The sequence below is a fragment of the Flavobacterium sp. genome (assembly GCF_040382755.1).
In the GTDB taxonomy this organism is placed as follows: domain Bacteria; phylum Bacteroidota; class Bacteroidia; order Flavobacteriales; family Flavobacteriaceae; genus Flavobacterium.
Genome location: NZ_JBEIET010000029.1, coordinates 1 through 21367, shown reverse-complemented (window position 1 = coordinate 21367; position 21367 = coordinate 1). Strand labels below are relative to the sequence as shown.

General features: G+C 30.3%; 21 protein-coding genes, 1 pseudogene and 1 riboswitch. Of the genes and pseudogenes, 9 read left to right on the top strand and 13 right to left on the bottom strand.

Annotation, left to right across the window (positions count from 1 at the left end; all coding sequences use genetic code 11):
- Window positions 1-111 precede the first annotated feature (111 nt).
- The 10 genes from ABWO04_RS04725 to ABWO04_RS04680 form a co-directional block, all read right to left on the bottom strand.
- Window positions 112-1071: a Fic family protein gene (locus tag ABWO04_RS04725; protein ID WP_353077795.1), complete on the bottom strand. Its 960-nt coding sequence runs from the start codon at window positions 1069-1071 to the stop codon at window positions 112-114.
- Window positions 1072-1216: 145 nt separating this feature from the next.
- Window positions 1217-1825, bottom strand: a complete 609-nt coding sequence (locus tag ABWO04_RS04720; protein ID WP_353077793.1) for a DEAD/DEAH box helicase — start codon at window positions 1823-1825, stop codon at window positions 1217-1219.
- A gap of 43 nt (window positions 1826-1868) precedes the next feature.
- Window positions 1869-3032 carry a sigma-54-dependent transcriptional regulator gene (locus ABWO04_RS04715; RefSeq protein ID WP_353077791.1) on the bottom strand — a complete coding sequence of 388 codons (1164 nt, stop codon included), beginning with the start codon at window positions 3030-3032 and terminating at the stop codon, window positions 1869-1871.
- Window positions 3033-3103: 71 nt separating this feature from the next.
- On the bottom strand, window positions 3104-3535 hold the full coding sequence (locus tag ABWO04_RS04710; protein ID WP_353077790.1) for a hypothetical protein: 432 nt from the start codon (window positions 3533-3535) through the stop codon (window positions 3104-3106).
- A complete protein-coding gene (locus tag ABWO04_RS04705; RefSeq protein ID WP_353077788.1) occupies window positions 3520-4824 on the bottom strand; it encodes an ABC transporter permease in 1305 nt (434 codons plus the stop codon). Before ABWO04_RS04705 ends, ABWO04_RS04710 begins: the two co-directional genes overlap by 16 nt.
- 112 nt (window positions 4825-4936) lie before the next feature.
- Window positions 4937-5857, bottom strand: a complete 921-nt coding sequence (locus tag ABWO04_RS04700) for an ABC transporter ATP-binding protein (protein ID WP_353077786.1) — start codon at window positions 5855-5857, stop codon at window positions 4937-4939.
- A gap of 164 nt (window positions 5858-6021) precedes the next feature.
- Window positions 6022-7137 (bottom strand): molecular chaperone DnaJ, encoded by a 1116-nt coding sequence (dnaJ, locus tag ABWO04_RS04695; protein ID WP_353077784.1) that lies wholly within the window; start codon window positions 7135-7137, stop codon window positions 6022-6024.
- Window positions 7138-7179: 42 nt separating this feature from the next.
- Window positions 7180-7716: a nucleotide exchange factor GrpE gene (locus ABWO04_RS04690; RefSeq protein ID WP_353077782.1), complete on the bottom strand. Its 537-nt coding sequence runs from the start codon at window positions 7714-7716 to the stop codon at window positions 7180-7182.
- 148 nt (window positions 7717-7864) lie between these two features.
- Window positions 7865-8770: a TIGR01777 family oxidoreductase gene (locus tag ABWO04_RS04685; RefSeq protein WP_353077780.1), complete on the bottom strand. Its 906-nt coding sequence runs from the start codon at window positions 8768-8770 to the stop codon at window positions 7865-7867.
- Window positions 8771-8852: 82 nt separating this feature from the next.
- On the bottom strand, window positions 8853-9308 hold the full coding sequence (locus ABWO04_RS04680) for a DUF4442 domain-containing protein (RefSeq protein ID WP_353077778.1): 456 nt from the start codon (window positions 9306-9308) through the stop codon (window positions 8853-8855).
- Window positions 9309-9507: 199 nt separating this feature from the next.
- On the opposite strand from ABWO04_RS04680, the gene ABWO04_RS04675 reads away from it, so the two are divergent.
- The 8 genes from ABWO04_RS04675 to ABWO04_RS04640 all read left to right on the top strand — a co-directional run bounded on the left by ABWO04_RS04675 (window position 9508) and on the right by ABWO04_RS04640 (window position 17633).
- The gene (locus tag ABWO04_RS04675) at window positions 9508-9837 is read left to right on the top strand and encodes a PadR family transcriptional regulator (RefSeq protein WP_353077776.1); all 330 of its coding nucleotides are present in this window, start codon (window positions 9508-9510) and stop codon (window positions 9835-9837) included.
- A 6-nt stretch (window positions 9838-9843) separates the two neighbouring features.
- Window positions 9844-11577: a PspC domain-containing protein gene (locus ABWO04_RS04670; RefSeq protein WP_353077774.1), complete on the top strand. Its 1734-nt coding sequence runs from the start codon at window positions 9844-9846 to the stop codon at window positions 11575-11577.
- Window positions 11578-11582: 5 nt separating this feature from the next.
- Complete coding sequence (locus tag ABWO04_RS04665; RefSeq protein WP_353077772.1) at window positions 11583-12290, top strand: head GIN domain-containing protein; 708 nt, start codon at window positions 11583-11585, stop codon at window positions 12288-12290.
- A 257-nt stretch (window positions 12291-12547) separates the two neighbouring features.
- Complete coding sequence (locus tag ABWO04_RS04660) at window positions 12548-13387, top strand: GIN domain-containing protein (protein WP_353077770.1); 840 nt, start codon at window positions 12548-12550, stop codon at window positions 13385-13387.
- Between the two features lie 109 nt (window positions 13388-13496).
- Window positions 13497-13904, top strand: coding sequence for a hypothetical protein (locus tag ABWO04_RS04655; protein WP_353077767.1), 408 nt, complete (start codon window positions 13497-13499; stop codon window positions 13902-13904).
- A gap of 84 nt (window positions 13905-13988) precedes the next feature.
- Complete coding sequence (locus tag ABWO04_RS04650) at window positions 13989-16799, top strand: GH92 family glycosyl hydrolase (RefSeq protein ID WP_353077765.1); 2811 nt, start codon at window positions 13989-13991, stop codon at window positions 16797-16799.
- 72 nt (window positions 16800-16871) lie between these two features.
- Window positions 16872-17426 carry a DUF2975 domain-containing protein gene (locus ABWO04_RS04645; RefSeq protein ID WP_353077763.1) on the top strand — a complete coding sequence of 185 codons (555 nt, stop codon included), beginning with the start codon at window positions 16872-16874 and terminating at the stop codon, window positions 17424-17426.
- A 3-nt stretch (window positions 17427-17429) separates the two neighbouring features.
- The gene (locus ABWO04_RS04640) at window positions 17430-17633 is read left to right on the top strand and encodes a helix-turn-helix domain-containing protein (protein WP_353077761.1); all 204 of its coding nucleotides are present in this window, start codon (window positions 17430-17432) and stop codon (window positions 17631-17633) included.
- Between the two features lie 48 nt (window positions 17634-17681).
- Here the strand turns inward: ABWO04_RS04640 and ABWO04_RS04635 are convergent, their stop codons facing one another.
- The 3 genes from ABWO04_RS04635 to ABWO04_RS04625 form a co-directional block, all read right to left on the bottom strand.
- Window positions 17682-18215, bottom strand: a complete 534-nt coding sequence (locus ABWO04_RS04635; RefSeq protein WP_353077759.1) for a GFO_1091 family lipoprotein — start codon at window positions 18213-18215, stop codon at window positions 17682-17684.
- Window positions 18216-18219: 4 nt separating this feature from the next.
- The gene (locus tag ABWO04_RS04630) at window positions 18220-18741 is read right to left on the bottom strand and encodes a GFO_1090 family protein (RefSeq protein ID WP_353077757.1); all 522 of its coding nucleotides are present in this window, start codon (window positions 18739-18741) and stop codon (window positions 18220-18222) included.
- 113 nt (window positions 18742-18854) lie between these two features.
- The gene (locus ABWO04_RS04625) at window positions 18855-20777 is read right to left on the bottom strand and encodes a TonB-dependent receptor plug domain-containing protein (protein ID WP_353077755.1); all 1923 of its coding nucleotides are present in this window, start codon (window positions 20775-20777) and stop codon (window positions 18855-18857) included.
- Window positions 20778-20852: 75 nt separating this feature from the next.
- Window positions 20853-21054, bottom strand: a riboswitch (cobalamin riboswitch).
- A gap of 64 nt (window positions 21055-21118) precedes the next feature.
- On the opposite strand from ABWO04_RS04625, the pseudogene ABWO04_RS04620 reads away from it, so the two are divergent.
- Window positions 21119-21367, top strand: a pseudogene (locus tag ABWO04_RS04620) (ABC transporter substrate-binding protein); the annotation flags it as partial.

The window sequence follows — 21367 nt, the reverse complement described above, 5'->3', positions numbered from 1 at the left end:
GGTTGGGATGAAGAAAAGCAAATGTATTATTACTTGGTTTATTTTAACAAAGAAAGTAAATCATAATTATAAAAAAATCCTCAATTACTTCTAATTGAGGATTTTTTTTAATTAAACAATTCTTTTACGTTGTCTATTTTGCATATAATCTTCGATTGCTTTTTTAGAAGTATACCAGTTTTTTCCTTCTTTGTAAGCATCAATTTTTCCCTGACGCGCTAATAAACTTACATATTCCATGCCGTAAGGAGTTCCTGGCTCACTAACAATATTTGAAATAGAATCATATTCTAAATCATTATTTGGAATGGCAGACAAATATATATTTAAAGATCGCTCAATTGATTGACACATTAGTAGCATTAGTTTATCATAATTTCCAGCATTAGCTTGATTTAATGCATCATAATACTTTTTCCTATCTAGGCTTAAAATAATAGCTGGAGGAAATCCTTTACTCATTAAAATTAAATTCATTACCAAACGAACCGTTCTTCCATTTCCATCAAAAAAAGGATGAATCCAAACAAATTTATGATGAAAAATAGTTACCAATTCAATATCATTTAATTGTAAAGGATTATCATTAACAAATGCAATTAATTCATCTAAAAACTGAGATACTTTAAGTGCATTAGGCGGAATAAAATTAGCTCCAGAAACACGAACACCAGAAGTACGTAGCCTTCCAGCAAAATCTTCTTCAATTCCATGTAAAACCAATTCGTGAAGTTTAAGAATATCTGAATCATTTAATACATACCCTTCTTGAACTAATTTATATAATTGATGTAATGCCAGCTGGTGGTTTTTAGCTTCTAAATGTTCACGCATAGATTTCCCTTTGATAGTAAATCCTTCATTTATAATCATATGGGTTTCATTTAAAGACAAGGTATTTCCTTCAATACTATTAGAATTATAAGTCCATTCTACAGTAAAAGCATCCTGAATTTTTTGTAACGAGTACGAGTTTAAAGGCCTAGCTAAATTTAAGGCATCCCGTTTTTCTACTAATCTTGTAAAAGTAGTTTCGTAAGTTTCTCTGTATTTTAAGTCAATATCCCACATATAATATTATTTGCCACAAAGGTATTATTATTTTTTTAATATCGTTATATATTAAAATATATTTTTACCGATATTAAAAAATTAAAGATAAAAAAACTCAAAATATATTTGAGTTTAAATTATTTCTTCAAAATAAGATTTAGCCTTACATCTCAAAAAACAAAGGTTCAATCATAGTTCTATCGGCAACCGCTTCTACTCGATCTGAAATTTTATTACAAAAAATCAATCGTTGTGATTTAGAAATGCTTTCTGACATTCGATTTGTTTTGGCATCTAATCGAAGTTTAAATAAAATATCGGCGTCATCAACCACAAACATAAGCAATCTATTTACATCAAAACCTGCAGTAGCAAACATTAAATCTAAGCGATTTGGCGTTCCAATTAAAACATCAACACCTAATGAAATTTGATTTTTATCCCAATCCATATCGCCTTTATCGTGTGCGCCGTAAACTCGTAATTGCGTGTATCGATTGTATTTTTTAAACATTTCAACCATTTCCAAAACTTTCTCTTTTGTTTCCACAACAATTAAAGCTCTGGGCGATTCCATAAATGGTTTTTCCAATCGTTGAATCACATTTAATACAATTGTTGTTGATTTTCCTGATTTTTTATCAGATTGAATTACAGCATCCGCACCACTTTTGATAGTTGAAAACGTTTCTTGTTGCATTTCATTCGCTTCGGTTAAACCGTTTTCGATTAATGCTTCCTGTAAAAGTGGGTTTATTTTTTTTAATTGCATTTTATTTAGCGTTTTGCCGTAAACATTAAGCTATTGGCTGATTTTATTTAGAAGCGAACAAAGTTACATCATTTTCAGAGATTTCGTTTCCTCCAAGGATAATTAAACGTTCTACTACATTTCTTAATTCACGAATATTTCCCGTCCAATCGTATTCTTGTAATAATTTCACAGCTTGTTTAGAAAATATTTTTACCGAACTACCTTGTTCTTCAGAAATTTTCAATGCGAAATGGGCTATCAACATAGGAATATCCTCACGTCTTTCATTTAATGCTGGAACTTTTATTAAAATTACTGCCAATCTGTGGTACAAATCTTCTCTAAAACGTCCTTCGGCTATTTCTGTTTTCAAATCTTTATTAGTTGCGGCAATCACACGAACATCTACTTTTATATCTTTATCTGCACCTACTCTTTGAATAAGATTTTCTTGCAAAGCGCGTAAAACTTTAGCTTGCGCCGACAAACTCATATCGCCAATTTCATCTAAGAAAATAGTGCCGCCGTTTGCTGCTTCAAATTTTCCAGCTCTGTCTTTTACTGCAGATGTAAATGCGCCTTTTACGTGTCCGAATAACTCACTTTCAATTAGTTCTGAAGGAATAGCAGCACAATTTACCTCAATAATGGCTTGTTGTGCACGATTACTTTTTTCGTGTAATTGATGTGCTACTAACTCTTTACCTGTTCCGTTTGGACCTGTAATTAAAACTCTTGCGTCGGTTTGAGCAACTTTATCAATCATCGTTTTAATATGAGAAATGGCGTCACTCTCACCAATCATTTCGTAGTTTTTAGAAACTTTTTTCTTGAGAATTTTATTTTCCACAACCAATTGCTTTTTATCTAAAGCATTTCTAACAGTATTTAACAAACGATTCAAATCAGGTGGTTTTGAAATATAATCAAAAGCGCCTAAACGCATCGTTTGAATGGCAGTTTCCAAATCGCCGTGACCAGAAATCATAACCATTGGAATTTCAGGTTTTATTTTTTTTATGGCTTCCAACACCTCAACGCCATCCATTTTTGGCATTTTAATATCGCACAAAATCAAATCGAAATCTTCGTTTTTTACCAATTCAATTCCTTGTAAACCGTCTTCAGCTTCTTGCACCAAATAGGTATCATTTTCTTCCGATAAAATTTTAGTTAACACGCGACGTATTGGCGCTTCGTCTTCTATGATTAGGATTTTTGACATAAAATGTATTTTGTTTAGTTGTTTATTTGTTTAATCGTTAAAACTAACATAAGTATACTATTTATTTCCTATTAAAATTTATCAAATATTATTCCTAAACAAAACAGTACGAAAAATAAAATAGAACAAATTGAATTATACTTAGAATACAACCTGAAATCATCAATATATGATAATGAAAAATTATTTTTCTTTAAAACATCTATTTTATTAATTGAATCTGCAATATCAAAAGTTATCAAGAAAAATGAAAATATTAAAAAAACATATTCAAAATAAACTACTATAAATAATCTATATGCTAATAACATAACAATCAGCATAATTAAAATAAACAGAACAAAATTAGTTCTCTTCCTAAAAATATTCTCTTTCAATCTTCTTTCTGTTGGATTTGAATATTTATAAATTCTGAATGATTTATTAGATAAATAAGCCGTTGTAATTATAAATAAAATACAAAATATTTTAAACAAAATTTCTCCTTTTAATATTTCAACCATCTATATAATTCTTTCCAAGTTGGTTTTTTGCCGTACATTAAAATTCCTACACGATAAATTTTGCTCGCAAACCAAACTACTCCAACAAATGTAGCAAATAATAACACTAAAGATACAATAATTTGCCAAGTAGGCACGCCAAACGGAATACGCATTAGCATAACAATTGGCGATGTAAACGGAATCATAGAGAAAATCGTTGCAATATTTCCGTGAGGATCGTTGGCAACCGTAAAAAACCCAATATATACACCTAACATTAAAGGCATAATAATAGGCAATAAAAATTGTTGCGAATCGGTTTCATTATCAACAGCGGCACCAATGGCAGCGTATAAAGAACTATATAAGAAATAACCACCAATGAAATAAAATATAAACGAAATGATAATTGTAGCAATTGGTAAATTTCCTAATTCATCTAAATATAAAGGTAACTTCGCCATTAATCCGCTGTTTTCAGTGGCTAATTTCACTGCTTGCGGATTAGCACTTGCAGCTGTTTCTGCACCAAAAAAGGTAGAAACAATAAAGAAAATAGAAGTTCCAACAATAGCCCAAATGGTAAATTGCAAAATTCCTGCTAAAGAATTTCCAATGATTTTCCCCATCATTAACTGAAATGGTTTTACAGATGAAATGACAATTTCTATAATTCGATTGGTTTTTTCTTCAATCACACTTCGCATCACAAAGTTTCCGTAAATAATAATAAACATCATAATTAAGTAGCCAAAAAGAAAACCCAATCCAATTTTAATTTCATTAATTCCTTTTAAACTGGCATCACCTGAATATTTACTTAATTGCAAAGTCGATTCCACTTTAGCCTTTTCAATTTTAGAAATATCTAAATTATTAGTTTTGAAATTATCTTGAGTCAAAATAGAATCCACAACATATTCAATATTTGAGATAAATTCTGCACTGGCACTTTCATCTGAAATATATTCAACTTTAGTCTTTAAATCTTGAATGGTTGCCGTTTTTGGAATAAACAAAAGTCCTTCATAGCTTTTACTTGCTGTATCTTTTGCCACTTTAAATGGCATCGAAGACAAATCAGTAAAAGCAGTTTCTTTGTCAGATTTTAAACTACTTTTTAATATATTTCCTTCATCGTAAATGGCAATTTTAGTAGCCTCATCTTTATTGATACTTGATAAATAACCAATTAAAAAAGACATTCCTAAGAAAATTAGCGGACTTAAAAAAGTCATCACTATAAAAGATTTGTTGCGCACTTTGGCAATAAATTCTCTTTGTACGATTAATAATAATTTGTTCATTATGTTTTAGATTTTTAGAAGATTAGACTTCTTAGATTTTTAGCTTTTTGACATTTATTTCATTAAAATTTCAGAAAATCTAACCTTCTAAAATTCTAATAATCTAAAATATCTATTCTGTTACTGTTTGAATAAAAATATCGTTTACACTTGGAATTTTCTCAGCAAAATGGGTTACTTGTCCGTTTTGAGATAAAATAGATAATAATTCATTTGAAGAATGATTTCCTAATTGAACTTCCAATTTTAAATCATCGTTTAACGATTTGAAATCGGTTTGTCCGATAGTAAACTTTTGAGTTAATTGATACATTAATGCTTCTACATTTTGTGTCATAACGCCAACTTGAAATGTATTTGTTCTAAATTTTCGTTTTACATCTTCAAGTTTTCCTTCAATTAATTTGTTTGATTTATGAATTAACGCAATGTAATCGCACATTTCTTCTACACTTTCCATTCGATGCGTTGAAAAAATAATGGATGTTCCTTTTTTATTTAATTCTATAATTTCATCCTTAATTAAATTGGCATTCACAGGATCAAATCCAGAAAAAGGTTCGTCTAATATTAATAATTTTGGATTATGAAGTACCGTTACAATAAATTGCACTTTTTGAGCCATTCCTTTAGAAAGTTCTTGTAGCTTTTTATCCCACCACGTTTCTATTTCAAACTTTTCGAACCAATATTTTAATTGTTTTTTGGCTTCTTGTTTGCTCATACCTTTTAGTTGAGCCAAATACAAACATTGCTCCCCTACTTTCATAGATTTGTACAAACCACGTTCTTCTGGCATATAACCAATTATTGAAATGTGATTGGGATTTAGTTTTTCGCCATTTAAAATTATTTCACCAGCATCTGGCAAAGTAATTTGATTAATGATACGAATTAACGAGGTTTTTCCAGCACCATTTGGACCTAATAAACCATATATGCTTCCTTCAGGAACACTTAATGAAACGGAATTTAAAGCGGTATAATCGCCATATTGTTTCACTACGTTTTTAACTTCTAAAATAGTATTCATTTGCCGTATTTCTTTTCTGAATTAGTGTGTAATATAGGGATTTTGTTACATCTTTTTAAAAAATAATTAGCTTTTTTTCATAAATAGCATACTTTAAAATTTAGGACAAAAAAAAATCCCAATCAGATTAGATTGAGATTTTTAAAATGTATTTATTTTTTCAATTACGAAAACATATCTTTTACTTTTTCAAAAAACGATTTATCTGATTTTTCAGGCTTAGGGACAAAATTTTCATCCGAAATCATACTTTCAAAAAATTGTTTTTGTTCTTTATTCAAGGTTTTTGGTGTCCACACATTTACGTGAACGAGCAAGTCACCATTTCCGTAACTATTTAAACTTGGAATTCCTTTTCCTTTCAAACGAAGAATTTTACCTGATTGAATGCCTTCTTCTAACTTAATACGAACTTTTCCTGAAACCGTTTCAATTTCTTTTGAAATTCCTAAAGCCGCTTCTGGAAAACTGATATATAAATCGTAATGTAAATTTTCGCCTTCACGTTTTAAAAACTCATGCTCAATTTCTTCAATGGCTACGATTAAATCTCCAGGAATACTATTTTTTCCAGGTGCATCATTTCCTTTACCAGCAACTTTTAATTGCATACCATCAACTACACCTGCAGGAATTTTAATTGAAACCGTATCATCATCAGTAATAAAACCTTGACTATCTGCATTGGCTGGTTTACTATCTATCATTTGACCAGCTCCACCACAATTAGGACACGTAGCAGCAGTTTGCATACGACCTAAAATAGTATTTGTAACTCGCATTACTTGACCTTGTCCGTTACAAGTAGAACAGGTTCTGTAAGTTACACCAGCAGCTTGAACTTTTCTTTTTACTTTTACTTTTTTCTCAACACCATTGGCAATTTCCTCTAAAGTCAATTTGACTTTAATACGTAAATTACTTCCTTTCATTCGACGTTGGCCTCCTCCTCCGCCTCCGCCAAAACCACCAAAACCGCCACCAAAAATATCTCCAAATTGACTAAAGATATCGTCCATATTCATACCGCCGTGTCCGCCACCAAATCCACCATTTCCATCAAAGGCTTGATGCCCGTATTGGTCGTATTTCGCTTTTTTGTTTGCGTCACTTAACACTTCATATGCTTCGGCACAAGTTTTAAAACTTTCTTCTGCAGCAGCATCTCCAGGGTTTTTATCTGGATGATATTGAATGGCTTTTTTTCGGTATGCTTTTTTAATTTCTTCAGGAGAAGCATTTTTGCTAATCCCTAAAACTTCGTAAAAATCTTTTTTCATTTTATTTTATTAATACATTCAAAAAGAATGATTATAGAAATATTAGTTACCTAAAATTACTTTTGGAAAACGGATAATTTTATCACCCAATTTGTACCCTTTTTCGATTACGTCAACAATTTTTCCCTTTAATTTAGGTGTTGGAGCTGGAATTTGTGTGATAGCTTCTGCGAAATCCGCATCGAATGCATCACCTGCTTTAATTTCAACTACTTCTAAACCTTTTGAAACTAATGTTGATTTTAATTTTTCGTGAATTAATTCTACACCTTTTACTAAAGCTTCATCATCGGATTGAGAAACCTGAGCCCAAGCTCTATCGAAATCATCTAAAACTGGCAACATCGATTGTAAAATTTCTTGTCCAGCAGTTTTGAATAAGTCTATACGTTCTTTCGAAGTTCTTTTTTTGTAATTTTCAAATTCGGCATATAATCTTATGAATTTATCTTTTTGTTCTTGCAATTGATCTTCAACTGACACTTCTGGCTCATTATTTTCTTGAACATCTTGATTTTCTATAGCATTTTCATCCTGAAGGATCTCTTTTTCGATGTTTTCAGTATTTTCTTGACTCATGATTGTATATTTTATTTTCAAATTGAGATTGCAAAAGTGTTGCCATACTTTATTTTATGACACATTGTCAGTATGCAAAAACAATAATTATACAATCCAAAAGAAATTATTTTTGGACATATTTATAAAAAAGAAAAAAATGAAAGTATTATTTCAAAAGGTTTTGTAACGATTTGCTCAGTAAAGCATGTTGAAATTGAAAACCAGCATCTAATATTTTTCTTGAACTAACATGCTGACTACTGGTTACAATTTGATGCATTTCTCCTAAAAGTAAACGCAACATAAATTTTGGCACATTCGGTAAAAACAAAGGTTTATGTATGGTTTTCGCAATAGCTTTTGTTAGTTCTTCATTAGTTGTGGGATATGGCGAAACTGCATTGTAAATACCTTCTAAATTGTTATCTATAACATATTTAAAAATAGCCACTAAATCATCAATATGAATCCAAGACACATATTGTTTTCCAGATGCCAAAGCAGCTCCGAATCCGAATTTTATAGGCTTAGTCATTTCAACTAATGCGCCTGACTCTTTAGCTAAAACCACTCCAATTCTAATAGTGGTTACCAATAATGGTAAGGATTTAAATAAATTGGTGCTTTCTTCCCAAAGTTGCGTTACTTCTCCTAAAAAAGAATCATCAATTTTCGAATCGTCTTCATTGTAAATGGCAGTTAAGTCATCTGGATAAATTCCTACAGCAGACGCGGCAACAAACTGTTTTACTTTATTAGGATGAGATTGCAACGTTTTGAAAAGCAAATTAGCAGTTTGAACCCTGCTCTGTATTATTTCATTTTTATAAGCTTTTGACCACTTTTTTGAAACTGATGCACCTGCTAAATGTATAACAACTGAAACGTCTTCAAACGCAGCAAGATCAATTTCGCCTTTACCTGGATTCCAATAAAATCCTTTATAATTTGGCGTGTGTTCTATTTTACTTTTTGAAGTTGATAAATAGTGAATAATGTGGTTGTCTTTTTTAAGTAAAGACACCATTTTTTTTCCTATTAAACCCGTTGCTCCTGTTATTAATATTGTCATTTATATTTTTTATAATACAAATTTACAATTAGTTATACGCTTACATCAAACATTAACTAAGATTAACAAATGTCTAAAAAAATTAAACTCTTGATTTTATAGTCCATTGAAATTGCATTTCTGAAACTTGCTCGCCATTTTCATTTATTCCTATTGATGTTAACCAAATCGTTTGTCCTTCATTTGTTAGTATTGCTTTCTCAATACATTCGGCAATTTCCTTTCCTTGAGTACAGGTAAACGTGATTTTACCCGTAGCCTTTTTTGTGAATATAGCTTTATTCTGGGCTACAAGCATTGAAATATTTTTCCCGCTTGATTTGATATGAAACATTACTAAAGCACCTGTAGTGAATTCGGCAGCCATCGCTTGCACGGCAAAATACATAGATTTAAACGGATTCTGATTGATCCAACTATATTTTACTGAAACCTTACAATTTTCGGATGTAATTTGTTTTACTCGAACACCACTCCAAAATGCGGAAGGCAATTTAAAAAAGGTAAACGCATTTAATTTAAAAGGTGTAAACTCCATATCTATTAATATTTTATGTAAAATTAAGAAAAAAATAGTTGTGAACGACAAAACCATAAAATGTTAAAATTACGTTAATTATTAGTACTATGTGTAACAAGGTATCTGTTTTTAGATATATATTTGCATAAGAAAATAATGTACTAAGTACTGTACTCCATTTTAAATCGTTTTATCGTGATTAAAAAAACAAGCTCAAATGAATATTGAAAACACAAAAGCTCAAATGCGAAAAGGTGTTTTAGAGTTTTGCATCTTATCTGTTTTAAAAGAAAAAGACGCTTACACTTCTGAAATTTTGGACACTTTAAAAACCGCTAAATTACTTGTTGTAGAGGGCACCGTATATCCTTTATTAACAAGATTAAAAAACGACAATCTTTTAAGCTATCGCTGGGAAGAATCTACATCGGGGCCACCAAGAAAGTATTATGGCTTAACTGATGAAGGAAAAGAATTTTTAAAAGAATTAAACAACACTTGGAGTGAACTTTCGGGTGCAGTAAACACTATCACTACTAAAAAATAACAGATTATGAACAAAACAACAAGTATAAATTTAGGTGGGTATTTCTTTCATATTGACGAAGATGCCTTTAGAAAATTAAGCAACTATTTTGATGCCGTTAGAAGTTCATTATCTCCTGATGGTAGAGAAGAAATTATAAATGATATTGAAAGTAGAATTTCTGAACTTTTTACAGAAAAATTAGGCACTACTAAACAAGTTATTGGCTTAAAAGAAGTAGATGACATTATAACGATTATGGGGCAACCTGAAGATTATAAAATTGAAGAAGAAACGCCAAAAAATGATTTTCAATCCAACTACACCTCATCAAGTAGTTCAAAAAAATTATATAGAGATAAAGAAAATTCATTTTTAGGAGGTGTTTTATCAGGTTTAGGACATTATTTTGGTGTTGATCCGTTATGGTTAAGAATCATAATGGTAATTTTATTTTTCGGCTTTGGTACAGGGTTAGTGTTGTACATTATATTATGGATATTAATTCCAGAAGCTGTTACCACTTCTCAAAAATTAGAAATGAAAGGAGAGCCTATAAATATTTCAAATATTGAGAAAAAAGTAAAAGAAGGTTTTAACGAAATTTCAGATAAATTCTCAAATTTAGACCATGATAAAATGGCTACAAATGCAAAAAATGGCGCCGAAAGAATTGGAAAAACAATAAGTGAAATTGTAACGTCAATATTTAATGTAATTTCTAAGATAATTGGTGGTTTTATTGTGCTTTTTACCTCTATGACATTAATTAGTGTGATTATTGGAGGAATTGCTATGATGTTTTTCTCATCTATGCCAGATAATTTTCTATACAATCACATTCACACTCCTTTTAGTTTTGAAACACCTATTTGGATTCAAGGTTTGTTATTAATTATAGTATTAGGAATTCCATTATTTTACTTACTAATCTTAGGGTTAAAATTACTTACTACAAGAATAAAATCAATTGGAAATACTATCAATTATTCGTTATTAGCCATTTGGATTATCGGTTTGGCGTCCGTGTTGTTTTTAACTATAAGAGAAATTAGTCAAAACGCATATACTGGAAAGGAAATTGAAAAAGTAGTTATCAATTTAAAACCAACTGATACCTTAAATGTTAAATTTATTTCAAATAATTTATACGGCAAAGACAATCACGATTATGAAAATTTTGAAGTTATTCATGATGATACTGATAAAGAAATAATATTTTCAAATAATGTATCTATAAAAATAGTAGAAACAAACGAGCCAATTGCTTTTTTACAAATTGAAAAATCTGCAGAAGGAAGTAGCATTAAAAAAGCCAAACAAACTGCTGAAAAAATAAAATACAACGTAAAAATTGAAAACAACAATTTAATTTTAGATAATTATTGGATTACAGATTTAGCCAATAAAAAACATGACCAAGAAGTAGAATTGTTTTTATATTTACCAAAAGGCACTATTTTTAAAGTAGATAAAAACTTCAAACACTTTGACATATCTGAAAATGATTATTTCAACTTACATTATAGTACAGATACTTATACATATATCGTTTCAGAAAATAAAGTGTTATGTATGAATTGTCCAATTGATGAAAACGACTATAACGATGTTGAAAATGACACCATTTCAAATTCAGAAGAAAATTCTGAAATTATATTAAATGAAGATGGTATTCTTATAAAAAAAGAAAATAAAACCGTTGAAAAAGAAAATGCTGAAAGCATTAAAATTAACAAGAATGGTATCACTATAAAATAACATAAATGAAAAATATATTATATATATTCATGATTATTTCACTTTTTTCTTGCCAAGAATTTGTGAATCAAAAAAAAGGAAATGGACAGGTTACAACAAGTAAAAGAGAAGTAACCGAGGATTTCACAAAAATTGAAACCAGCGAAGCAATAGCTGTTGAAATTGAACAATCCGAAAACAACAGCATTGAAGTTGAAACGGATTCTAATTTACAAAATCATGTTAAAACAACAATTTCAAATGGTGTTTTGAAAATAAGTTTAGATAAAAATATGATTGTTTGTAATGAACTTATTGTGCGAGTTAAAATAAAAGAATTGAATGAAATTAAATCTTCAAGTGCTTCGTCAATAAAATCTAACAAAGTATTTAAAGGTAACAATTTAAATATTATTGCCTCAAGTGCCAGCACTATCGATATGGAAGTGGAATATGAAAATATAACTGTTGAAGCTTCCAGTACTAGTGATATAAAGTTAAAAGGCAAATCTTTAAAATTTGAAACAAATGCTTCAAGTGCAAGTTCAATTGATGCGGCTGAATTAATGTCAAATGAAGTATTTGCAGAATCGTCAAGTGCAAGTAATATTAAAGTACATGCCATTGTAAAATTAGATGCAAAAGCGGAAAGTGCTGGAACAATAGCATCGGTAAAAAAACCAAGAGAATTCCGAGGTAAAGAAACAAGTGGTGGCGAAATAACTATAGAATAATTTAATTAATTTTTAACATTCATTTCATAATTAATACTTAATTTTGCAACATATATTAACCTATATACCTTAAAAAAATATGATACAATTTGTAATTAAAATGATTGATATTGCCGTACAATTAGTAATTCAATTTATAGAAAGTATTTTTTAACATCCTTTTTTGACTCTAAAAATCTAATATCATAACATACAAATCCCGACTAATTCGGGATTTTTTTTAATATATTTGTACTTTAAATTAATATTTATATAAAATGATAAAATCAATCACACTTTTCGTAATTACTCTGTTTAGCTTTTCATTAACTTCAGCTCAAGCTAAATTAGAAAAAATAAAAGGTTCAAAAATTGTAACTATTTCTGTGAAAGAAGTAGAAGAATTTGAACATGTAGAAATTGAAGAATTTTTGGATGTGTATTTCGTAAAAGGAGAAAAAACATCAATAGAAATTGAAGCCGATGATAATTTACATGACATTATTAGTTATAATGTTTTAGGTAAAACTCTAAAATTAACAGCTTTAAAACAACCTGTTGGCGAGAAAAAAATGGCTATTAGAGTAAATTATAATGATAGTTTAAAAACAATTGTAGCGCGACATGAAAGTAAAGTAAATGCCATTGCAGATATAGCATTAGCAAATATTACAGTTAAAAACTTTGATAAATCGCAATCTTTTTTAAATGTAAAATCTACCAATTTCACATTAATCTTAACAGATAAATCGAAAGCGGAAATAAATGTCCAAGCGGAGAAATCTGTTGTTGAGTTAAGTAAAGATGCCAATTTAAAAGCATTAATAGCTTCACCAGAATCTAAGGTAGATTTATACCAAAAATCGCAAGCTGTTATTGAAGGTGATGCACAAATTGCAAAAATAAGATTGGATAACAACTCAAATTTAGTGGCGAAAAAATTCACCGTTGTTGATATGGAATTAATTGCAGAAGGGTACACCTCTTGTTCAGTGAATGCTCAAAAAACCATTGAAATTTCAGCATCAGGAAATACACAAATTGATTTATTAGGAGAACCAAAAGTAGATTTAAAGATATTTACAAACACGGCTACTTTATCTAAAAAAATAAAATAAAGCAGTAACTTCTCATGAAATCGCCATTAACAACAAGTTTGCGTAAGCAAACACCTATAAATAAAAAGGCGATACCATATATGACCGCTAAAAAATAAATTTTACATATATGAAAAAAGACATTATTATTCCTGAAGTAGAAAACGTATATGTAGTAGCTATTAAAGAATGGAATGAAGATTTTGGAGAGAATAGTTGGTATGCCTACTTATTAAACGATACTTCAGAAAAATTAGAAATGGCAATGGTAGTTTCCAATGCTTCAGGAGTACTGAATAATGAAGAAAGAAAAACAGGTTATTTCCGACATGCTTTTAATGAAGTTGCTCCTGAAACGGCTATTAAAATAGAATTATTAGAAAATAATGTATTGCAATTAAACAATCATTTCATGCTTACGTATTTTCTTAACGGAAAATTATACGATAAAAACTTCACCTTTGAAGCAAATACCATCAAAGACGAAAACACCACAGAATTAAATACAATTAATCGTATTGGTATTATTGGTAAATAATCCTCATCTAACCGATTTAATTTCTTATAAAATTGCTTTTTTCAAATAGTTTGTTGAAATTTACATCAACAATATTATATCATCATGAAGAAAGCAATTTTATTTATACTACTTCCCACTTTATTATTCGCACAAGATTTCGCCAAACACGTCAACCCATTTATTGGAACCGGCGGACACGGACACACATTTCCTGGTGCAACTGTGCCTTATGGAATGGTGCAATTGTCACCAGATACACGAATTGATGGCAGTTGGGATGGTTGTGGCGGTTATCATTATTCCGATAATTTGATTTACGGATTTTCGCATACACATTTAAACGGAACCGGTGTTTCAGATTATGGCGATATCATGTTGATGCCAACTATGGGTGAACCTTCGTTTGATAATAAAGTGTATTCTTCTACTTTCTCGCATGCTAATGAAAAAGCTTTCGCAGGATTTTACTCCGTGAAATTAGATAAACACAATATCGATGTGCGATTAACGACTTCAACTCGTGTAGGTTTTCATGAATATACGTTTAATAAAGACGGTCAAGCTAATATTATTTTAGATTTAAATCATCGTGATAAATTATTATTTGGTGAAGTCCGAATTGTAAATCCAACAACCATTGAAATTTTGAGAAGAAGTGAAGCCTGGGCAAGAGATCAATATGTTTACGCTCGAATAGAATTTAATGTGCCTTTGAAAGTCAATCTGGTTAAAGAAGTAAACAAGGAAAACACTAAGTTAGAAGGAATATATAAAGGAACTGAATTGGCTTTAAGTTTCTCTAAACAAGTCAAAAAAGGTGAAAAAATCCTCGTAAAAGTCTCACTTTCACCTACAAGTTATGAAGGAGCGAAATTAAATAGTTCCGAAATCAAACATTGGGATTTTGAAAAAGTTAAGAAAGAGGCAGAAACCCTTTGGAACAAAGAATTATCAAAAATTGAAGTTACTTCAGATGATAAAGATAAGTTAGCGATTTTCTATACGGCATTGTATCACACGATGATGCAACCCAATATTGCACAAGATTTAGACGGAAAATACCGAGGAAGAGACAACCAAATTCATAGAGCAGAAGGGTTTGATTATTATACGGTTTTTTCACTTTGGGATACCTTTAGAGGCGCGCATCCGTTATACACGTTAATCGATAAAAAACGAACTTCTGATTACATCAATACGTTCATCAAACAATACGAACAAGGCGGCAGATTACCCGTTTGGGAATTGGCGTCAAATGAAACCGATTGTATGATTGGCTATCATTCGGTTTCTGTAATTGCAGATGCGATGGCGAAAGGCATTACCGGTTTTGATTACGAAAAGGCCTTTGAAGCCAGTAAAGCGTCTGCGATGCGCGATGTGTTAGGTTTAGAAGCCTACAAGAAAAACGGCTTCATTTCGATGGATGACGAACACGAAAGTGTTTCAAAAACTTTGGAATATGCTTATGATGATTGGTGTATTGCTCAAATGGCTCAGATAATAAAAAACGGCAATGAAGTTGCTCATTTTTCAAAACGTTCTGAAAATTGGAGAAACACTTTTGATTGGGAAACCGGTTTTATGCGCCCGAAGAAAAACGGTGGTTGGGACAAACCTTTTGATCCAAGAGAAGTGAATAATAATTTTACAGAAGGAAATTCTTGGCAGTATTCGTTTTTCGTGCCACAAAATATTTTTGGTATGATTGAAGCGTATGGCGGACCTGAAAAATTTGAAGCCAAGTTAGATGAAATGTTTAACAGCGAAAGCAAAACTACAGGAAGAGAACAAGTCGATGTAACAGGTTTAATTGGGCAATATGCACACGGTAATGAACCAAGTCACCACATGGCGTATTTATACAATTATGTGGGAAAACCAGAAAAAGCGAAAGAAAAAGTACATTACATTTTAAATAATTTCTACAAAAATACTCCCGATGGTTTAATTGGCAACGAAGATTGTGGGCAAATGAGTGCTTGGTATGTGTTGAGTGCGATGGGGATTTACAATGTTTCACCTGGAAATATTGAACCTTCTTGGAGTACAACTGAACCATATTTTGAAAATATTAAAGTCAATTTTGAAAACAAAACATCAAAAATAATAACTAAAAATATGGATTTATCATCTTTTGGATTAGAGATAATCAAAAGAGAATTATTTGCTTTACCTGAAAAAATCACCCCTGTTCCAATAATTCAATCTGAAAGTAAAGCATTTAAAGATAAGTTATTAATATCAATGTTAGATAAATATGAAAATGAAAAATATTTTAAATATTTAATTTTTTATAAAATTGAAGGTCAAAAAGAGTTTAATCTTTATTTAACTCCCTTTGAAATTGATAAAACCACAAAAATATATGCATATAAAACTGATATGGGAATGAGAATGACAATAAGCGACACCATTTCAGCCACCTTTTTCAAAAAACCTAACAACTATACCATCAACATCAAATCCAAATACAATCCGCAATATCACGCTGGTGGTCCTGAAGGGTTGTTAGATGGTATTTTAGGTACTGAAAATTGGCGAAAAGGCGATTGGCAAGGCTACCAAAGTCAGGATTTTGAAGCGGTGGTGGATTTACAAGAAATAAAAAGTATTACTGAAATTTCAACACGCTTTTTACAAGACCAACGTTCCTGGATTTTAATGCCCACAAAAGTGGAGTATTACATTTCAGAGGATAATGTGAATTTTACCTATTTCGGTTTGGTAAACAATACGTTAGATCCAAAAATTGAAGAAAATACGATTTTAAATTTCACTGCTAACGAAACCAATAACAAAAAAGCACGTTACGTAAAAGTTATTGCCAAGAACTTCGGAAAATTACCAGAATGGCATCAAGGTTTTGGCGGTGATGCGTTTATATTTATTGACGAGATTACAATTAAATAAAAATACGTTTTTTATTGTTTATCAATAAATAATTATTGATATTTGCATCATTAACTTAAATCTTATTACCTTATGGAATTTAAAATTAGTGCCAAGCAAATGTTAAACGTATTAAAAATTATGTGTTGGATTATTTTTATTGGTCTTTGTGTTGAAGCTGGCGGAATTGTTTTCAATATATTTTATACCACATTTTACAATCCAATAGGCGCTGGATTTTTTTGGAATCAAATCGATTTTTCGGATTTGTATCAATTTGATAAAGGTCATTTTATAGTTGTTACATCAATTATGAGCATTATTGCAATATTGAAAGCGATACTATTTTACTTAATTGTGAAAATGCTACACAATAAAAACCTTTCTATAGCTTCACCTTTTAATCACATTGTGAAAAAATTCATATTGATTGTCGCTTACATAGCTATTGGTATTGGATTTTTCTCTAATTATGGCGTTAGCTATACCGAATGGTTATCGCAACAAGGTGTAAAATTACCAAGTATTCAATTATTAAAATTAGGTGGCGCAGATGTTTGGTTGTTTATGGGCGTAGTTTTGATAGTCCTTGCCTATGTTTTCAAAAGAGGTATTGAATTACAAGAAGAAATTGATTTAACGGTTTAACCTATGGCGATTATAGTAAATTTAGACGTAATGATGGCCAAAAGAAAGATGTCATTAAATGAACTTTCCGAAAAAATAGATTTAACATTAGCTAATGTTTCCATTCTAAAAACCGGTAAAGCAAAAGCCATTCGTTTTAGTACATTATCAGCCATTTGTAAAGTATTAGACTGTCAACCCGGAGATATTTTAGAATTTAAAGACTAAAAAAAATCCCGATACTTATTTTGTATCGGGATTTCATATTTTAAAACATTATTTCTTATTTACGAAGTTTAATATGGGTTTCAATTGCTCCATATCAATATTCGATTTTTGCAGAATACTTAAAAATTCCATTGCGTTTTCTGGTTTCATATCGTTTCCTAAAACTCGAACAACCGTAAAACCTAATTCTTTTTTGTTTCCAAACAGAATTAACTCGTCAATTTCTTTATTATCGCCCACTATCATTATAGAGGCGTTTTGCCCTACTCCATTTAATTTTATTAATGGTTGATACACGGTGTCTTTCAAAATTTCTTTAACTTCTTTTATTTCTTTTGAGTATTGCGCATTATTTTTTCCGTCTTTTTTAAAAGCTAAAATATTTACTTTATCAAACGATGCTAATGCCGCTTTTTCTGATGCAGATAACTTACTTTTATTAATATTTAAAATAGAAGAGGAAACGTCTAAAGCCATAAATTCCTTTTTTTCGCCACTTTCCACAAAGTATTTTTGTAAAGAAGCTTCTTGTTTACAACTGAATGTAATGACTGCAATAGCAAGTAAAAATACCTTTTTCATCCGATTATTTTTTTTCAATTTTACTTAAAATATCGGCTCCTGGAAGATTTAACTTTTTTACAAGTAATGCAATTTCACTCAAAGGAAAATCGCCTTTTATAGATACAATTGATGTTTTTACACCATTAAAATTACCGTTTACCACAACTAAAACTTCTTTTACATTGGTTTCGTTTGCATCTGTTTTTCCGTACACTTTTATAGCATTTCCATCTTGCGTAGTGGACGAAATCGCATCTAAAGGATTCGATTTTAAATACGATGCCACTGCAGCATTTAAATCGCCACTCCATTTTGATTGTGAGGTGTAATACGCTTGTAAATTATCTAATTTTTTAAGTAAGTTCATATATTGCTGCATTTCTTTGTCCTTTGCATCAACTTTAACTTTACTCATTAAATCGAACATTTTTTTAGAAACCACAATGCTTTCTACACCTTCTTTATCTTCTAATTTATCAAAAGCATTTTGTGAAAACACTAATGACGAAACCATCAAAGCAACATAAACAATAATTTTTTTCATAACTCACTATTTTTTAATTTAAATATCAAAATCTATTCCAAAGATTAGACAACATTAAAGTAAAATTGTTACATAAAACAAAAACGCAGCATAATCTTACGATTTAGAAAATTTTAAAACTTTAAATTGATTCCTAATTTAAAATTTCTTCCTCTTGCAGAATATCCAATATTTTCATAAAAATCTTTATCTAAAATATTTGTAACAGCCGTAAATACAGATAATCTATTTGATAGAACCTCATAAGAAATATTCGAATTTAAGATTTGATACGATGCCAAAACGCTATTGACAGTAGCAAATGTATTACTATCAAAAAAAGCGTCGTTTCTGGATTCCACATATTGATATTGTGTATTCCAATGCATTTTTTTTGTTAAGTCTACATCAAATGAAACATTTACTTTATGCTTCGGAATTAACTTGCTTTGCGCTTCGGCAACTTGTGTAAACGTATAATTTCCATTTATTGATAAATAAGAAACGGGTTTTAATCCTAAATTAGTTTCAACACCTTTTGCAATAACTTGACTTGAATTATTAATGTAATTCGATTCATAAGTGACTTCATCGGTAAAAAAGTCGTAACTATTTTCTTCTTCTCTATAAAAACCAACCGCATTAAAAGTAATTTTATTCTGAAACAAATTTGTTTCAAAACCCGCTTCAATAGTAGTATTTTCTTCTGGTTTTAAAGTTAAATTCCCATAGGGCGAATACAATTGATACAACGATGGCGTAATATATGCGGTGCTATAAGAAGAAATTAACTTTAAGGGCATTGTTTTAAAGTTGAACGAAGGATTAAAATTAAAAGTAGTATAATTACCATATACATTATGATTGTTAATTCTTGCACCCGCATTAATATTTAGTCCAAAATTTGAATAATAAACTAATGTTGCGTAAGGATCAAACACGTTAAAGTTGGCTTGAGTATTTGTGATAGATTCATAAGCGCTTTCTTCCTGCATGTCCATAAACTGAAATTGCGTTCCAAGTATTAAAAAAACCTGTTTTGAAAAATTATATTTGTTAAATAAATCAGCATTCAAACTTCTGGATTTGTAATACGAATAGTCAACACTGGAAGTCCAAGAGCTGTAAGTGTCGTATTTTCTTTCCAAATTTGTATAACCTGTTACAAAATTTAATTCTCCTTTTACATATTTATATTTCGTGGTAAAACCTACCCTAAACTGTTCTGAAAAAGAAATGTTTGCCACTTCATCTGAAAAACTTCCGCCATCAAAAGCAGATTTTAATCGGTCATAATTAACAAAAGCTTGAAAATTAATTTTAGAATTAAAATCGATACCTATTTTTTGCATTATATTTACTCTTGAAAAATTATCAGCTTCAAAATTTGTACCTGCAGCTTCACTAATTCCTTTTGTTTCGGTACTATTTAATGATGTTAAATACGAAAAACGACCTTTTGTTCCATTTACAGAAAACCCTTGATTAAAATCTTGGGCACTTGTTTTTGTTTGATTGGCCACATTTTGTGTTCCTAAATTTATATAAGCGGTACCTTCAATTTCTTTTTTTACCGCTTTCTTTAATGTGATATTTATTAATCCTGTTGCGGCACCCGAACCATATAAAGTACTTGCGGCTCCTTTCATAATTTCTATACTTTCAATTTGCTCCACAGGTAACAAACGTAAGTCGTATTGCAAACCAATTCCTGAAGCATCTGTTACAGGAACTCCGTCAATTACAATTAATACTTGGCGACTTCTTCCACCTCGAATATAATATGCTAAATTTTTTCCGGTTCCAGACTGATTCCCATTAACTTCTACACCAGCTACTTGACTTAAAACATTGGCTAAAGATTGGCCTTTTTTGTTTTCTAAATCTTTTGCTGTAATTTTTTCAATAATTTTTCCTGATTTTTCTTTGCTTTGCGCAAATTTGGTGTCGGAAATTACAATCTCTTGGATTGTTTTTGACAGATTTTGTTCTTGAGCCATAGCAAAAGAAGTTACCAACGTAAAATACGCAGATAGTTTAATGAAATTACGTTTCATTTTTACAATTTTAATTTTCCAATATGGGAGAAAAGTATAGAATTACCCATACCCAAACCTTTTTTCCCGAAAGTTTGATATTCAATGAATGTGGCAGGTCTCCTGGCTTGCATATTAGTTTCTTCCTTCCCATCTCGTTTTAAGCGAAACAGTGGATTTGCAGATAACACTAACTTATAGTAGCATACAGTTGCGGGTACAGCTCAGGTATTTCACCTGATTCCCTTTTAATGAATTTCTATGTTATAGAATTTCAACCATAATCAGACCACAAAAGTAATTTATTAAAAATTAAAATCAAACTAAATAAATATCTTTTACTTTTGTAAAAAAATACACCAATGTATAGGTCTCGAAAATTTGCTTTTATTTTACTTTTATTTGTTTTTATTCAGTGTAAGAATAATAATGAAAATACATTAAAAAAAGTTTCGAACAACGAAATAAAACACGCAAAAGGGCTGTCAATTAGCACTAAAGATAATTATTCTGTAGTGGAAGTAAGTTCGCCTTGGCCAAATTCTAAAAAGAAATTTTTGTATATTTTAAAGAAAAAAAATGCTGTTATTCCTGTTGAATATAAAAACGTG

Excerpts from the sequence above, each read along its gene's own strand:
- ABWO04_RS04675 (WP_353077776.1), top strand. The coding sequence starts at position 9,508 with ATGAATATTGAAAACACAAAAGCTCAAATGCGAAAAGGTGTTTTAGAG.
- ABWO04_RS04660 (WP_353077770.1), top strand. The coding sequence starts at position 12,548 with ATGATAAAATCAATCACACTTTTCGTAATTACTCTGTTTAGCTTTTCA.
- ABWO04_RS04715 (WP_353077791.1), bottom strand. The coding sequence starts at position 3,032 with ATGTCAAAAATCCTAATCATAGAAGACGAAGCGCCAATACGTCGCGTG.
- ABWO04_RS04655 (WP_353077767.1), top strand. The coding sequence starts at position 13,497 with ATGAAAAAAGACATTATTATTCCTGAAGTAGAAAACGTATATGTAGTA.
- ABWO04_RS04640 (WP_353077761.1), top strand. The coding sequence starts at position 17,430 with ATGGCGATTATAGTAAATTTAGACGTAATGATGGCCAAAAGAAAGATG.
- ABWO04_RS04680 (WP_353077778.1), bottom strand. The coding sequence starts at position 9,308 with ATGGAGTTTACACCTTTTAAATTAAATGCGTTTACCTTTTTTAAATTG.
- ABWO04_RS04690 (WP_353077782.1), bottom strand. The coding sequence starts at position 7,716 with ATGAGTCAAGAAAATACTGAAAACATCGAAAAAGAGATCCTTCAGGAT.
- ABWO04_RS04705 (WP_353077788.1), bottom strand. The coding sequence starts at position 4,824 with ATGAACAAATTATTATTAATCGTACAAAGAGAATTTATTGCCAAAGTG.
- ABWO04_RS04665 (WP_353077772.1), top strand. The coding sequence starts at position 11,583 with ATGAAAAATATATTATATATATTCATGATTATTTCACTTTTTTCTTGC.
- ABWO04_RS04700 (WP_353077786.1), bottom strand. The coding sequence starts at position 5,857 with ATGAATACTATTTTAGAAGTTAAAAACGTAGTGAAACAATATGGCGAT.
- ABWO04_RS04685 (WP_353077780.1), bottom strand. The coding sequence starts at position 8,770 with ATGACAATATTAATAACAGGAGCAACGGGTTTAATAGGAAAAAAAATG.
- ABWO04_RS04650 (WP_353077765.1), top strand. The coding sequence starts at position 13,989 with ATGAAGAAAGCAATTTTATTTATACTACTTCCCACTTTATTATTCGCA.
- ABWO04_RS04710 (WP_353077790.1), bottom strand. The coding sequence starts at position 3,535 with ATGGTTGAAATATTAAAAGGAGAAATTTTGTTTAAAATATTTTGTATT.
- ABWO04_RS04625 (WP_353077755.1), bottom strand. The coding sequence starts at position 20,777 with ATGAAACGTAATTTCATTAAACTATCTGCGTATTTTACGTTGGTAACT.
- ABWO04_RS04645 (WP_353077763.1), top strand. The coding sequence starts at position 16,872 with ATGGAATTTAAAATTAGTGCCAAGCAAATGTTAAACGTATTAAAAATT.
- ABWO04_RS04720 (WP_353077793.1), bottom strand. The coding sequence starts at position 1,825 with ATGCAATTAAAAAAAATAAACCCACTTTTACAGGAAGCATTAATCGAA.
- ABWO04_RS04670 (WP_353077774.1), top strand. The coding sequence starts at position 9,844 with ATGAACAAAACAACAAGTATAAATTTAGGTGGGTATTTCTTTCATATT.
- dnaJ (WP_353077784.1), bottom strand. The coding sequence starts at position 7,137 with ATGAAAAAAGATTTTTACGAAGTTTTAGGGATTAGCAAAAATGCTTCT.
- ABWO04_RS04635 (WP_353077759.1), bottom strand. The coding sequence starts at position 18,215 with ATGAAAAAGGTATTTTTACTTGCTATTGCAGTCATTACATTCAGTTGT.
- ABWO04_RS04630 (WP_353077757.1), bottom strand. The coding sequence starts at position 18,741 with ATGAAAAAAATTATTGTTTATGTTGCTTTGATGGTTTCGTCATTAGTG.
- ABWO04_RS04725 (WP_353077795.1), bottom strand. The coding sequence starts at position 1,071 with ATGTGGGATATTGACTTAAAATACAGAGAAACTTACGAAACTACTTTT.